This window comes from Luteimonas sp. MC1825 (genome assembly GCF_014764385.1).
Classification (GTDB): domain Bacteria; phylum Pseudomonadota; class Gammaproteobacteria; order Xanthomonadales; family Xanthomonadaceae; genus Luteimonas.
In genome coordinates, this window is record NZ_CP061714.1 from 2,879,360 (window position 1) to 2,893,021 (window position 13,662).

The window sequence follows — 13,662 nt, forward strand, 5'->3', positions numbered from 1 at the left end:
GGACCCGGCAGTCTGGAAACCATGCCTGCGCCTGTCAACCGCAGCCCGGCCACCGCGGTTGACGGCTGGCTTGCGCGCATGGGCCGCAGCCTGTGGGCGCCGCGCTGCCTCGTCTGCGGCGAGCTGGCCAACGGCCGGCGCGACCTGTGCCAGCCCTGTGCCGCCGCGCTGCCGTGGAACCGCCTGGCCTGCCCGCGCTGCGCGGCGCCTGGCCCACCGGCCGCGCCCTGCGCCGCCTGCCTCCGCCAGCCACCCCCGCTCGATGCCGCCCACGCCGCGTTCGTCTACGCCTTCCCCCTCGACCGGCTGCTGCCGCGCTTCAAGTTCCACCGCGACCTTGCCGCGGGCCGGCTGCTGTCGGCGGCGATGGCCGGCGCGTTCGCATCGCTGCCACGTCCCGATGCGCTGCTGCCGATCCCGCTGCACCGCGCGCGCCTGCGCGAACGCGGCTACGACCAGGCGCTGGAGCTGGCACGGCCGCTGGGGCGCGCGTTGGCGCTGCCGCTGTGCGACGGCCTGCTGCTGCGCGCGCGTGCCACCACGCCGCAGTCGCGGCTGCATGCCGACGAACGCCGGCGCAACCTGCGTGGCGCATTCGCGGCGCAGCCGTCGGGCGGCGCGCTGCCGCGGCACGTCGCCCTGGTGGACGACGTCATGACCACCGGTGCCACCCTGCATGCCGCCGCGATCGCCCTGCGCCGGGCCGGCGTGGCCCGGGTCGACGCCTGGGTCGCGGCCCGGGTGCCGTGAGCGCCGCGCGCCGGGTGCCGCACCTAGGGGGACCGGTTCGGATCGATCAGCGTTTCGCCGATCGCCGATGACCCGGCGCTGGCCACCGTGTGCAGCGCGGAGGTCTGGCGCTCGATCATCCGCCGCACCCGGGGCGCCCCCGGCCCCTGGTGCAGCGCACGCAGGTGTTCGGGAATGGTCGCGTCGTCGTGGGTGAGGCGACTGTTGTGGCGGATGTACTCCAGCCAGGTGGATGTCTCGTAGCGCTCGATCCACACCTGCGGATCGGCGAGATCGCGCAGCACCCGCCAGTTGCGGGCGCCGTCGCGGCGGCGGATGCGGCGGCGTTCGGCCATTGCACCGAGGAACTCCAGCACGTCCTGTTCGCGGATCACGTACTCGATGGTGATCACCACCGGACCGGTACGCGGCTGCACCGGGACCGCGGTGGCGGGCTCCTGCCAGCGGCGCAAAGGATCGAGGTTGAGTTCGGTCAGTTTCGCCAGTGGCAGCCAGCGGCCAAGCGCCGCACAGGCGAGCATGGCCACCGCCGCGCCGAGCAGCGCCGTGCGCACGTCGTCGCGCGCGGCCACGGAACCCCACAGCCAGCTGCCGGTCGCCATGCCGCCGAACGCCGCCATCTGGTACAGCGACAGCGCGCGCGCCACGACCCAGCGCGGGGTGGACAGCTGCACCGTGACGTTGAAGGTCGACATGGCCAGCACCCACGCCGCACCGCCAAGCAGCAGCGCCGCCATGGTCAGCGGCAGCCACGTGCTCATCGCCGCACCTGCCGCGGCCACCGCGAAGGCAACGCAGGCACAACCGACCAGCGACTCGGTTGTCAGGCGCTGGCGCAGGTGCGCACTGCCCATCGCGCCGGCGATCGCACCCACGCCGAACGCACCGAGCAGCAGGCCATAGGTCAGCGGGCCGCCGGCGACCAGGTCCCTGGCCACCAGCGGCATCAGTGCCATGACCGCGCTGGCGCCGACGCCGAACACGGCGCTGCGCACCAGCACGGTGCGGATGGCGGGTGACATCGCGACATAGCGGATGCCCGCGGCGATCGCCACGCCCAGGGTTTCCCGCGGCAGCAGGCGTGGCTCGGCGGGCCGGCGCCAGCGCGCCAGCACCACGATCAGCGCGATGTAGCTGACGGCATTCACCGCGAATGCCGCGGCGGCACCGGCGGCGGCGACGATCGCGCCGCCGAGCGCCGGCCCCACGCTGCGCGCGATGTTGAAGCCCATGCTGTTGAGGGCCACCGCGCCCGGCAGTTCCACGCGCGGCACCATGTCGCCGACCGACGCCTGCCAGGCCGGCGCGTTGAACGCCGCGCCGCAGCCGATCAGGAAGGTGAACAGCAGCAGCAGCCACGGCGTGATCAGCCCCGACCAGGTGCACAGCGCCAGCGCCACCGACACCAGCAGCATGAACAGCTGCGCGCCCAGCATCATCTTGCGCCTGTCGAGGCTGTCGGCCATGGCGCCGGCCACCAGCGAGAACAGCATCACCGGCAGCGCGATCGAAGCCTGCACCAGCGCGACCATGTCGGCCGACTCCGCGATCGAGATCATCAGCCACGACGCGCCGACCGACTGGATCATGCCGCCGAAGTTGGACGAGGCGCTGGCCAGCCAGACCTTGCGGAATACCGGATAGCGCATGGCCGACAGCGCCGACGGGCGCTGCACGGGATCGGGTGGCGGCGGCGGAGCGGGCGCGCGTTCCACGACGCTCAGCCCGGGCGCCGCAACGCGAAGTCCGCGGCAATGCCCGCGAACACCGCCATGCCCACCCAGTGGTTGTGCAGGAACGCGCGGAAGCAGGGCTCGCGCTGGCGATGGCGGGCAATCCAGAACTCGTACGCCACCAGCAACAGGCCGACGCCCAGCCCCGCCCAATAGAACCGGCCCAGCCCCGCCTGCCGTCCGACCAGGGCCAGCGCCGAGAACTCCAGCGCGTACAGCACGCCCTGCGCCACCAGGTCGAGGTCACCGAACAGGATCGCGGTCGACTTCGAGCCCACCTTGATGTCGTCGTCGCGGTCGACCATCGCGTACCAGGTGTCGTAGGCGGTCGACCAGAAGATGTTGGCGACGTACAGCACCCAGGCCACCGCCGGCACTTCGCCCTGCACCGCGGCGAACGCCATCGGGATGCCCCAGCCGAAGGACATGCCCAGGTACACCTGCGGCAGGTGCGTGTGGCGCTTGAGATAGGGGTAGGTCGCCGCCAGGAACAGCCCCACCCCGCTGAGCAGGATGGTCAGGCGGTTCATCGTCAGCACCAGCGCGAACGCGACGAGCATCAGCACCGCGAACAGTGCAAGCGCCTCGCGCCCGGAAACCGCGCCGGTCGCCATCGGCCGCCCACGCGTGCGCTCGACATGCGGGTCCAGCCAGCGGTCGGCGTAGTCGTTGACCACGCAGCCGGCCGCGCGTGTCAGCCATACGCCGGCGCTGAACACCACCAGCGTCCACAGCGGCGGCACGCCCTCGGCGGCGATCCACAGCGCCCACCATGTCGGCCACAGCAACAGCAGCCAGCCGATCGGGCGGTCGGCGCGCATCAGCCGCCAGTACAGGCCCAGGCGCGTGCGCCAGCCGGGCGTGGTGGCGGGTTGCGGGTCGAAGCGTTCGTAGGACATGGCGGGCATGGTACCGCCGGGTGCCGATGCGACGGCGCTGGCTCCGTCACCGGGGCGTTCCGGCCGGGCGCTCGCTTCGCGCGGCGCGATAGTGGAAAATGCCGCACTGCGCGCCTGTAGCTCAGCTGGATAGAGTAGTGGCTTCCGAAGCCATTGGTCGGGGGTTCGAATCCCTCCAGGCGCACCATTCGCGGCATCCCCGGCCTTCGCACGGGCCCCACGCGCGAGCACCATGCAGCCGCGTCACGCCGGCGTTGCAACCTTGCCGAGCCCGGATTCGATCAGCCCGCGGGCAAGCCTGGCCCAGGCGCTGGTCGAGTAGCGCGCGTACTTTGGCTCATGGCGCATCAGGCGGCGGATCACGATGCCGCGATAGATGTTGTGGGTGAGATAGAGCACGGTGCGCGCGGTGTCTTCCGGCATGCCCGACGCACACAAGGCCCGCAGCCACTCGCCCTCGATCGGCAGGCGGAACCTGCGCGAGACCAGTTGCACCTGCCTGCGCAGCTCCGGCTCGTAGTCGCCGAGCCCCATCATGGTGATCGAGATCGCGAAGGTCGGGCCGAGATAGAACTGTTCCGAATCCTTGACCAGCGCCGCGAACACATCGCTGCCCGGCCTGATCGCGCCGACCAGGCGCATGCTGCCGGCATGCGAATCCTCGTACGCGCGGCGCACCGCCGCGATCACCAGGCTCTGCTTGGTGGGGAAATGATGGGTCTGCGCGCCCTTCGACACGCCGGCCGCGATGGCCACCTCGTTGACGCGGAAGCCGGCATAGCCCTTGCTGGTCAGCTCGTTGACCGCCGCCACGAGGATCCGGCTGCGCGTCTCGTCACGGCGTTGCGCCTGCGTGCGTCGCTGCGGCGGCGTGGGCCGGGGTTTGGCACCATCCGGCGCCACTGTCTTGGGCATAGCATCCTGCCTGCACGAAAGAGCACAACCGCATCCACGGTAGCGCGGGCCCCGGCGCTGCGGCAATGGCATGGGCTCTGTTCTATAATCCGGCCCAGCTGTGGCCGCCCGCCACGCGCGAAAGGTGCTCCGTGCGCAATTACGACCTCGATTTCCTGAAGAAATTCTCCCTGGTGCTGCTCTTCCTGACCCTGGTCACCTTCGGCCTGATGGTGGGATCGTACTTCCTGCACCACAGCCTCGAGGTGGACGTCGACCCGTCCATTTCCAAGCGCACCGCGGAGCGCATCGCGCCGATCAGCGCCGTGTATGCCGGCTCGACCGGTGCCGCCGCACAGGCCGCGGCCTCGGCCGCCGCGGCTGCCGCCGCCACCGCGCAGGTCGCCTACGGCGGCACGCTCGACGGCGCGGTGATCAACCAGAACCTGTGCGCCGGCTGCCACGGCTCCGGTGCCGGTGGCGCGCCCAAGCTGGAGCGTGCGGCCTGGGCGGCGCGCATCGCCCAGGGTGCCGACATGCTGCATCGCCACGCCATCGAGGGCTTCACCGGCAACGCCGGCATGATGCCCGCCAAGGGTGGCAACCCGGCGCTGACCGACGAACAGGTCATCGCCACCGTGGACTGGATGGTCGCGAACCTCGAGTAAGCGGGACCCGCCTGCCAACAACGCCGCCTCCGGGCGGCGTTGTCGTTTCCGCCCCACCACGATCGTTCGATCACCCCGCCGGAGTCGCCATGCGCAGCCTGTCCAAGTCCCTTCCCTGCGCGCTGTTCGCCGCGGTCCTGCTGGCGACCGCCGCCGGATGCGGCAGCATCGCGCCGCGCCCCGCGTCCACCGACGCGGCCAGCGTACTGGTCACACCGCCGGCGGACTGGCGGGTGCATGACGGCCAGCGGATCCGCATCGCCGCGCCACTGATGGTCAGTGGCAACCATCGCCTGGCGCGCAACGGTGAGGTCGTGGTGGCCTTCGATGGCCGCCTGTACGCGCCCACCGAAGTCGCCACGCCGGGCGTGGACGCGAAGGCACTGGCCGCCGGCAACCGCCGCCGCAGCCTGGTGCTGGCCCTGGGCGAGACGGCGCAGGTGGCGCCTGCCGACTGGCGCGCCGGCGGCATCGTCGATGGCGTCGAAGGCACCCTGCGCGTCGGCGAGCACGGCCCGCGGCTGGAGGTCGCGGCGTTGCCGGCGCTGCGTCCGGCGCCGCGCCCCGCGCCGCCGCCGCGGGCCGGCGAGCTGCGCCTGGCCAGCCTCAACCTCGAGAACCTGTTCAATGGCGACGGCGCGGGCGGCGGCTTCCCGACCGCGCGCGGCGCGCGCACCCCCGGCGAATACCTGGCGCAGCAGGCGCGCCTGGTAGCTGCGCTAGCCGCGCTGGACGCGGACATCGTCGCGGTGCTGGAAGTCGAGAACGACGGCTACGACGCGCGCTCCAGCCTCGCCCAGCTGGTCGCCGCCCTCGACCCGGGCGGCGCGCGCTGGCGCTTCGTCGATGCCGGCGAAGGCCCGGGCAGCGACCCGATCCGCGTCGGCCTGCTGTACCGCGCCGACCGCGTGCGCCCGATGGGCGCGCCGGCCACGCGCGCCGAGGGTCCGTTCGCGACACTCAGCCGCGCGCCGCTGGCGCAGGCCTTCCGCGCCGGCGACGGCCCCGCGTTCGTGGTCGTGGCCAACCACTTCAAGTCCAAGGGCTGCCGCGACGCCAGCGCCGGCGATGCCGACCAGGGCGACGGCCAGTCGTGCTGGAACGCGACCCGCCGCGCCTCGGGGGCGCAGCTGCGCGACTGGCTGGCGGGCGATCCCACCGGCAGCGGCAGCACGCTGGTCGCGGTGCTCGGCGACCTCAATGCCTACGCGATGGAGGAGCCGGTGCGCGACTTCATCGCCGCCGGCTGGCAGGACGCCTTCGCCGCCAGCGGCCGCGCGCCCGCCAGCCCGGCGTACACCTATGTCTATGACGCCCAGGCCGGCCGCCTCGACCATGCCCTGCTGAGCCCGGCGCTGGCCGCGCGCCTGCTGTCCGCCTCCGCGTGGCACAGCAATGCCGACGAAGCAGACAACGCCGCCGAACAGGCCATCAATGGCGGCGAACAGGCAGTCAAACCATGGCGAAGCTCGGATCACGACCCGGTGGTCGTCGACCTGCGCCTGCGCACGCCCTGAGCGCCAGGACCTATCATTCCCCCATGACCAGCCCCCTGCCCGCGTTCCCCGATGCCTCCGGCGCCCTGCTGCTGCCGGGCCCTGCGGGTGCGCTCGAGGTGGCCGTCGACATTCCCGAAGACGACGTCGACCGGGTGCCGGCGGTGGCCGTGGTCTGCCACCCGCTGCCCACCGAGGGCGGCAGTATGCACAACAAGGTGGTGACCATGGCGGCGCGCGCCTTGCGCGAGCTGGGCGTGACCACGGTGCGCTTCAATTTCCGCGGCATCGGCCAGTCCGCCGGCGCGTTCGACCAGGGCGACGGCGAGCGCGACGACCTGCGCGCGGTGGCCGGCTGGGTCCGCGCGCAGCGCCCGGCCGACCAGCTGTGGCTGGCGGGCTTCAGCTTCGGTGCCTACGTGAGCCTCGCCGTGGCGGCCGAACTGCGGCCGGCGATGCTGGTCTCGATCGCGCCGCCAGTCGGCCGCAGCTGGAACTTCGACGCCATCACCCTGCCGACCATGCCGTGGCTGGTGGTGCAGGGCGAGGCCGACGAGATCGTCGATCCGCATGCGGTCTATGCCTGGCTGGCCAAGCGCAAGGCCAAGGCCGAGCTGGTGCGCATGCCCGACACCTCGCACTTCTTCCATCGCAAGCTGATCGACCTGCGCGGCGCGATCAAGAGTGGCGTGCGGCGCCACCTGCCGGGCGGCAATGACTGACGGCGGCGGCGGGATGTCGCCGTCGCAGGCCTACCGCGAAGGCGTGGAACGCGGCGACTGGAGCCATGACCCGGCCCAGCAGCCGGCACTCGCGGCGCTCGACCGCGTCCATGCGGCGCTGCTCGCGCGGCGGCGCGGCACCCTGCTCACGCGGCTGCTCGGCGCCGGCGAGCGCGCGCCCCGGGGCCTCTACCTCTGGGGCGGCGTGGGCCGCGGCAAGACCTTCCTGGTCGACCAGTTCTACGAGCACCTGCCGCTGCCGGTCGCCAAGCTCGACGCCGGCGCGCGGGGCGGCAACGGCAAGCGCCGCACCCACTTCCACCGCTTCATGCGCGTGGTCCACCAGCGCCTGCGCGAGCATTCCGGCGAACGCGATCCGCTGGCCACGATCGTGGCCGAATGGCGGCGCTCGCTGCGCGTGCTGGTGCTGGACGAGTTCTTCGTCAGCGACATCGGCGACGCCATGCTGCTGGCGCGCGTGCTGGAGCGGATGTTCGCCGAAGGCATCGTGCTGGTGACGACCTCCAACATCGCGCCCGCGGGGCTGTACGCCGACGGCCTGCAGCGCGCGCGCTTCCTGCCGGCGATCGCGCTGCTCGAGCAGCACTGCGACGTGCTGGAGCTGGTCAGCGACACCGACTACCGCCTGCGCGAACTGACCCGCTCACCGGTCTACCGCACGCCGCTCGACGACGGCGGCGACGCCTGGCTGGAGACGCGCTGGCACGCGCTCGGCGGCGACGATGCCCACCGCGACGGCTCGATCGAACTCGAGGGCCGCAAGATCGCCACCCGCGCGCGCTGCAAGGGCATGGTTTGGTTCGACTTCGCCGCGCTGTGCGAGGGTCCGCGCGCGGCCGCCGACTACATCGAGATCGCGCGCGAGTTCCACACCGTGCTGCTCGGCGGCATCCCGCGCATGGACGGCACGCGCGACGACGCCGCGCGCCGCTTCGTCACGCTGGTCGACGAGCTGTACGACCGCAACGTCAACCTGGTGTGCACCGCCGCGGCGGCACCGCCTGCGCTGTACGCCGGCGAGCGCCTGCGCGGTGCGTTCGAGCGCACCGCATCGCGGCTGGTGGAGATGCGCAGCGCCGAGTACCTCGCGCGCGAGCACCGCGACTAGGCCACGACATATTGTATTGACCTCCCTCATCGACCCCACTATGTTGTGCCGGTCGGTTCCCGCGGCCTGCGCCACGGGATGAAAAGGGAAGCCGGTGCGGCGCGCGTTCTTCGAACGTGTGCCAAGGCCGGCACTGCCCCGCAGCGGTAGGTGGAAACGAAGTCGCGACATGCACTGGGGCACGCGCCCCGGGAAGCAGCGGCAAGTAGGTGGCGACGGACCTCCGTCGCCGTGTCCACGAGTCCGAAGACCTGCCGACAGCCGCGCGAAGCACGCCGCGCGGTGCCGGCCGTGGAATCTCCGGGGGGAGATGGCCGGTGACGCAGCTCCGCCCATCCGCCCGCGCGGGTGCGTCGCGGCCGTTGCGACACCGACACCGGACCCTTGGCGACGCCAGGCCTCCGGCCGCCGCCCGAGGGAGCGATGGCCAGGTGCGCCACTTTGTACAAGGCGAACGCCATGACCGAACACGACCACTCCGGCGCCGCGCCCGCGGCACCGGCCGGCAGCCCCGACGGCTTCCTGCTCACCCCGCCGCCCACCGCCACCACGATGCGCGTACTCAAGCGCAACGGCACCGACGAGGCGGTGGACCTCAACAAGATCGTGCGTGCGGTCCAGCGCTGTGCCGACGGCCTGCATGCGGTCGACCCGATGCGCGTCGCCACGCGCACCATCTCCGGCCTGTACGACGGCGCCAGCACCCGCGAACTCGACGAACTGTCGATCCGCACCGCGGCCATGCTGACCGCGGAAGAGCCCGAGTACAGCCGCCTCGCCGCGCGCCTGCTGGCCGGCGTGATCGCCAAGGAGGTCGCCGGCCAGGAGATCCACGCGTTCTCGCAGTCGGTCGCACGCGGCCACGAACTCGGCCTGATCAACGCGCGCCTGCTCGGCTTCGTGCAGGCCAACGCGCGCAAGCTCAACGACGCGATCGATGCGTCGCTGGACCTGCGCTTCGACTACTTCGGCCTGCGCACTCTGTACGACCGCTACCTGCTGCGCCACCCGCACACGCGCAAGGTGGTCGAAACGCCGCAGCAGTTCTTCCTGCGCATCGCCTGCGCGCTCAGCGAGGACGTACCCGAGGCCCTTGCGCTGTACCGGCGCATGGGCCGCCTCGACTACCTGCCTTCGTCGCCCACCCTGTTCAACGCCGGCACCACCCATGAGCAGCTGTCGTCATGCTTCCTGCTCGACTCGCCGAAGGATTCCCTGGAGTCGATCTACCGCAAGTACGGCGAGATCGCGCAGCTCTCCAAGTTCAGCGGCGGCATCGGCGTGAGCTTCACCCGCGTGCGCTCGCGCGGCTCGCTGATCACCTCCACCAACGGCCACTCCAACGGCATCGTGCCGTGGCTGAAGACGCTGGATTCGTCGGTGGCCGCGGTCAACCAGGGCGGCAAGCGCAAGGGCGCGGCCTGCGTGTACCTGGAGCCGTGGCATGCCGACGTCGAGGAGTTCCTGGAACTGCGCGACAACACCGGCGACGACGCGCGGCGCACCCACAACCTCAACCTGGCGAACTGGATCCCGGACCTGTTCATGCGCCGCGTGGAGGCGGATGCCGACTGGTCACTGTTCGATCCGCGCGTGGTGCCCGACTTCACCGACCTCCATGGCGACGCGTTCGATCGCGCCTACGCGCAGGCCGAGGCCGACGGCAAGGCGGTGCGCACGCTGAAGGCGCGCGAGCTGTACGCGCGCATGATGCGCACGCTGGCGCAGACCGGCAACGGCTGGATGACGTTCAAGGACGCGTGCAACCGCGCCAGCAACCAGACCGCGCGGGCCGGCAACGTCATCCATCTGTCCAACCTGTGCACCGAGATCCTCGAGGTCACATCCGACAGCGAGACCGCGGTCTGCAACCTGGGTTCGATCAACCTTGCACACCATCTGGAGGCCGATGCCGGGCACGGCCCGCGCTTCGATTTCGACAGGCTCGGCGAGACCGTTCGCCTCGCGGTGCGCCAGCTCGACCGGGTGATCGATCTCAACTTCTATCCGATCGACTCCGCGCGCAGCGGCAACCTGCGCTGGCGGCCGGTCGGGCTGGGCGTGATGGGCCTGCAGGACGTGTTCTTCCAGCTGCGCCTGCCGTTCGACGGCGACGAGGCGCGCGCGCTGTCGGCGCGCATCGCCGAAGCGATCTATTTCCACGCGCTTGAAGCGTCCTGCGAACTTGCGATCGAACGCGGCCGCCACCCGGCGTTCGCCGACACCCGCGCCGCTGCCGGGGACCTGCAGTTCGACGCCTGGGGCGTGGTCCCGGCCGACACCGCGCGCTGGGACGCGCTGCGCGCGCGCATCCGCGAGCACGGCCTGCGCAACTCGCTGCTGATCGCCATTGCGCCGACCGCCACCATCGCCTCGATCGCCGGCTGCTACGAATGCGTGGAGCCGCAGGTGTCCAACCTGTTCAAGCGCGAGACGCTGTCCGGCGACTTCCTGCAGGTCAACCGCCACCTGGTGCTGGAACTCAAGAAGCTCGGCCTGTGGACGCCGGAGGTGCGCGACGCGATCAAGCGCGCCGAGGGTTCGGTGCAGGGCCTGGCACAGGTGCCGGAGGCGCTGCGCGCGATCTACCGCACCGCCTGGGAAGTGCCGATGCGTTCGCTGATCGACATGGCCGCCGACCGCGGCGCGTTCATCGACCAGTCCGCGTCGCTCAACCTGTTCATGGAAAGCCCGTCGATCGGCGCGATGTCGTCGATGTACATGCATGCCTGGAAGCGCGGCATCAAGACCACGTACTACCTGCGCTCGCGGCCGGCCACGAAGATCGCCAAGGCGACGCTGGCTGGCATGGACGCGGAGGCGCCGGCCCCGCGGGAGTACGCACCGGCCGAGGCGGTGGCCTGCTCGCTGGAGAACCCGGAGAGCTGCGAGGCCTGCCAGTAGGCCGTGCAGACGCGACTCCGCAAGCCCGCCCGTATCCCGAGGAACACCATGATGTCCACGCGCCACCCCCGGCTGCTGCTCGACCCCGGCTTCGAACTCACCCTTCGGCCGATGCGCTACCCGCGCTTCTACGAGATGTACCGCGACGCGATCCGCAACACCTGGACGGTGGAGGAGGTCGACTTCTCGCTCGACACCACCGACCTCAAGACCAGGGTCGGCCCCGCCGAGCGCCATCTGATCGAGCGCCTGATCGCGTTCTTCGCGACCGGCGATTCCATCGTGTCCAACAACCTGGTGCTCAACCTCTACCAGCACATCAACGCGCCGGAAGCGCGCATGTACCTGTCGCGGCAGCTGTACGAGGAGGCCCTGCACGTGCAGTTCTACCTCACCCTGCTCGACACCTACCTGCCCGATCCCGCCGACCGCACGCGTGCCTTCGCCGCGGTCGAGAACATCCCCTCGATCCGCCGCAAGGCCGAGTTCTGCTTCAAGTGGATCGATTCGCTGCAGGGCGTCACCCGCATCGAGACCCGCGCGCAGCGCCGCCAGTTCCTGCTCAACATGGTCTGCTTCGCCGGCTGCATCGAAGGCCTGTTCTTCTTCGGCGCGTTCGCCTACGTGTACTACCTGCGCTCGCGCGGGCTGCTGCACGGCCTGGCCAGCGGCACCAACTGGGTGTTCCGCGACGAGAGCTGCCACATGGCATTCGCGTTCGAGGTCATCCGCACCGCGCGCGAGGAGGAACCGGACCTGGTCGACGACGCGTTCCGCGCGCAGGTGGTGGAAATGATGACCGAGGCGGTGGAGTGCGAGTACGCGTTCGCCGAGGACACGCTGTCGGGCGGCGTGGCCGGGCTGTCGTTGAAGGACATGCGCCAGTACCTCGAGTACTGCGCCGACCAGCGCATGGCGCAGCTGGGCATGCCGCGGCACTTCGGCGCGCGCAACCCGTTTGCGTTCATGGAGCTGCAGGACGTGCAGGAACTGACCAACTTCTTCGAGCGGCGGGTCTCGGCCTACCAGGTGGGCGTGGAGGGCGAAGTGGCCTTCGACGAGGCGTTCTGACGGCTGCCGTCCGCCGGTTACCATCGGCGCACTGCCCGGGGAGAACGCGCCATGTCACGCAACGCCTGCATCCTGCTTTCGTCGTTCGTCCTCGCCGGCCTGGCGCTGCCGCTGAATGCCCAGGACGGGCAGCGGCCGGAAGTGGCCGCAGCCGCGTCGGAACTCGGCGCCAAGGTCGTGGCCTGGCGCCGCGACCTCCACCAGTACCCGGAGCTCGGCAACCGCGAGACACGCACCGCGGCGCTGGTGGCCGACCACCTGCGCGCGCTGGGCCTGGAGCCGAAAACCGGGATCGCCACCACCGGCGTCACCGCCGTGCTCAGAGGCGGCAAGCCGGGGCCGCGCATCGCGCTGCGCGCCGACATGGACGCACTGCCGGTGACAGAGACCAGCGGCCTGCCGTTCGCGTCGAAGGCCACGTCCACCTACCGCGGCGAGACCGTCGGCGTGATGCATGCCTGCGGCCACGACGCGCACACTTCGGTGCTGATGGGCGTCGCCGAGGCGCTGGTGGCGATGCGCGACGAACTGCCGGGCGAGGTGCTGTTCGTGTTCCAGCCCGCCGAGGAAGGCCCGCCGGACGACGAGAAGGGCGGCGCGAAGGAGATGCTGGCGCAGGGTGTGTTCCGCGACTTCAAGCCGGACGCGGTGTTCGGCCTGCATGTGTTCTCGACGCTGCAGGCCGGCAAGCTCGGCGTGCGCAGCGGGCCGACGATGGCCGCGTCCGACCGCTTCAACATCGTGGTCAAGGGCCGGCAGACGCACGGGTCGCGGCCCTGGGGCGGGGTGGATCCCATCGTCGCCGCGGCGGATGTCATCGGCACCGCGCAGACCATCGTCAGCCGCCGCCAGGACATCTCGAGGCAGCCGGTGGTGGTGAGCTTCGGCGCCATCAAGGGCGGCATCCGCTACAACATCATTCCCGACCAGGTCGAGCTGGTGGGCACCATCCGCACCTTCGACGATGGCATGCGCGATGCGGTGTTCGCGGACCTTGCGAACGTGGCGGAGAAGGTCGCCGCCGCGCACGGCGCCACGGTCGAGGCGAACGTTCCCGACCAGGACGGCAATCCGGTCACCGCCAACGACCCGCCATTGACCGCGCGCATGCGCCCGAGCCTGGAGAAGGTGGCCGGCCCCGGCAACCTGGTCGACATGCCGCTCAACATGGGTGCCGAAGACTTCTCGTTCTACGCCCGCGAAGTGCCCGGCCTGTTCTTCTTCGTCGGTGCGACGCCGGCGGGCCAGGACCCCGCGACCGCGCCGAGCAACCATTCGCCGGAATTCTTCCTCGACGAGTCGGCGCTCGACCTGGGCATGCGCGCGATGCTGCAGCTGACGCTGGACTACCTGCACGGCGAGGGCGTGCCCGCCAGCGGCGGCTGAGCCCAGGGGC

The 13,662-nt window shown here is 71.1% G+C and carries 11 protein-coding genes, 1 tRNA gene and 1 riboswitch; of the genes, 9 read left to right on the plus strand and 3 right to left on the minus strand.

Features of this window, described 5'->3' with window-relative positions; all coding sequences use genetic code 11:
* The first annotated feature begins 21 nt into the window (after positions 1–21).
* Positions 22–750 (plus strand): ComF family protein, encoded by a 729-nt coding sequence (locus IDM46_RS13360; protein WP_185116046.1) that lies wholly within the window; start codon positions 22–24, stop codon positions 748–750.
* 23 nt (positions 751–773) lie between these two features.
* Here IDM46_RS13360 and IDM46_RS13365 read toward each other — a convergent pair whose 3' ends face one another.
* Both IDM46_RS13365 and ubiA read right to left on the minus strand, forming a co-directional pair.
* Positions 774–2,465: an MFS transporter gene (locus IDM46_RS13365; protein WP_221441895.1), complete on the minus strand. Its 1,692-nt coding sequence runs from the start codon at positions 2,463–2,465 to the stop codon at positions 774–776.
* Positions 2,466–2,470: 5 nt separating this feature from the next.
* Positions 2,471–3,382 carry a 4-hydroxybenzoate octaprenyltransferase gene (gene ubiA / locus IDM46_RS13370; RefSeq protein WP_221441896.1) on the minus strand — a complete coding sequence of 304 codons (912 nt, stop codon included), beginning with the start codon at positions 3,380–3,382 and terminating at the stop codon, positions 2,471–2,473.
* A 110-nt stretch (positions 3,383–3,492) separates the two neighbouring features.
* Between ubiA and IDM46_RS13375 the strand changes: the two genes are divergently transcribed.
* Positions 3,493–3,569: transfer RNA gene (locus tag IDM46_RS13375), tRNA-Arg, on the plus strand.
* A 56-nt stretch (positions 3,570–3,625) separates the two neighbouring features.
* On the opposite strand, the gene IDM46_RS13380 is transcribed toward IDM46_RS13375, so the two are convergent.
* A complete protein-coding gene (locus IDM46_RS13380) occupies positions 3,626–4,297 on the minus strand; it encodes a TetR/AcrR family transcriptional regulator (RefSeq protein WP_182824078.1) in 672 nt (223 codons plus the stop codon).
* Between the two features lie 131 nt (positions 4,298–4,428).
* On the opposite strand from IDM46_RS13380, the gene IDM46_RS13385 reads away from it, so the two are divergent.
* The 7 genes from IDM46_RS13385 (at position 4,429) to IDM46_RS13415 (ending at position 13,652) form a co-directional block, all read left to right on the plus strand.
* Positions 4,429–4,944, plus strand: a complete 516-nt coding sequence (locus IDM46_RS13385) for a c-type cytochrome (protein ID WP_182824076.1) — start codon at positions 4,429–4,431, stop codon at positions 4,942–4,944.
* 89 nt (positions 4,945–5,033) lie between these two features.
* Positions 5,034–6,461, plus strand: a complete 1,428-nt coding sequence (locus IDM46_RS13390; RefSeq protein ID WP_185116048.1) for an ExeM/NucH family extracellular endonuclease — start codon at positions 5,034–5,036, stop codon at positions 6,459–6,461.
* Positions 6,462–6,484: 23 nt separating this feature from the next.
* Entirely contained in the window at positions 6,485–7,162 is a 678-nt protein-coding gene (locus IDM46_RS13395) for an alpha/beta fold hydrolase (protein WP_182824072.1), read from the plus strand.
* Between the two features lie 13 nt (positions 7,163–7,175).
* Complete coding sequence (zapE, locus tag IDM46_RS13400) at positions 7,176–8,291, plus strand: cell division protein ZapE (protein ID WP_182825225.1); 1,116 nt, start codon at positions 7,176–7,178, stop codon at positions 8,289–8,291.
* Between the two features lie 36 nt (positions 8,292–8,327).
* A riboswitch (cobalamin riboswitch) is annotated at positions 8,328–8,565 on the plus strand.
* A gap of 185 nt (positions 8,566–8,750) precedes the next feature.
* Positions 8,751–11,195 carry a ribonucleoside-diphosphate reductase subunit alpha gene (locus IDM46_RS13405; protein WP_182824069.1) on the plus strand — a complete coding sequence of 815 codons (2,445 nt, stop codon included), beginning with the start codon at positions 8,751–8,753 and terminating at the stop codon, positions 11,193–11,195.
* A 51-nt stretch (positions 11,196–11,246) separates the two neighbouring features.
* The gene (locus IDM46_RS13410) at positions 11,247–12,266 is read left to right on the plus strand and encodes a ribonucleotide-diphosphate reductase subunit beta (protein WP_185116049.1); all 1,020 of its coding nucleotides are present in this window, start codon (positions 11,247–11,249) and stop codon (positions 12,264–12,266) included.
* A gap of 51 nt (positions 12,267–12,317) precedes the next feature.
* Positions 12,318–13,652 (plus strand): amidohydrolase, encoded by a 1,335-nt coding sequence (locus tag IDM46_RS13415; protein ID WP_185116050.1) that lies wholly within the window; start codon positions 12,318–12,320, stop codon positions 13,650–13,652.
* The last annotated feature ends 10 nt before the right edge of the window (positions 13,653–13,662 follow it).

What these genes read in the sequence shown, in the direction of transcription:
- IDM46_RS13360 (WP_185116046.1), top strand. Translation starts at nt 22, where the DNA reads ATGCCTGCGCCTGTCAACCGCAGCCCGGCCACCGCGGTTGACGGCTGG.
- ubiA (WP_221441896.1), bottom strand. Translation starts at nt 3,382, where the DNA reads ATGTCCTACGAACGCTTCGACCCGCAACCCGCCACCACGCCCGGCTGG.
- IDM46_RS13380 (WP_182824078.1), bottom strand. Translation starts at nt 4,297, where the DNA reads ATGCCCAAGACAGTGGCGCCGGATGGTGCCAAACCCCGGCCCACGCCG.
- IDM46_RS13390 (WP_185116048.1), top strand. Translation starts at nt 5,034, where the DNA reads ATGCGCAGCCTGTCCAAGTCCCTTCCCTGCGCGCTGTTCGCCGCGGTC.
- IDM46_RS13395 (WP_182824072.1), top strand. Translation starts at nt 6,485, where the DNA reads ATGACCAGCCCCCTGCCCGCGTTCCCCGATGCCTCCGGCGCCCTGCTG.
- zapE (WP_182825225.1), top strand. Translation starts at nt 7,176, where the DNA reads ATGTCGCCGTCGCAGGCCTACCGCGAAGGCGTGGAACGCGGCGACTGG.
- IDM46_RS13405 (WP_182824069.1), top strand. Translation starts at nt 8,751, where the DNA reads ATGACCGAACACGACCACTCCGGCGCCGCGCCCGCGGCACCGGCCGGC.
- IDM46_RS13410 (WP_185116049.1), top strand. Translation starts at nt 11,247, where the DNA reads ATGTCCACGCGCCACCCCCGGCTGCTGCTCGACCCCGGCTTCGAACTC.
- IDM46_RS13415 (WP_185116050.1), top strand. Translation starts at nt 12,318, where the DNA reads ATGTCACGCAACGCCTGCATCCTGCTTTCGTCGTTCGTCCTCGCCGGC.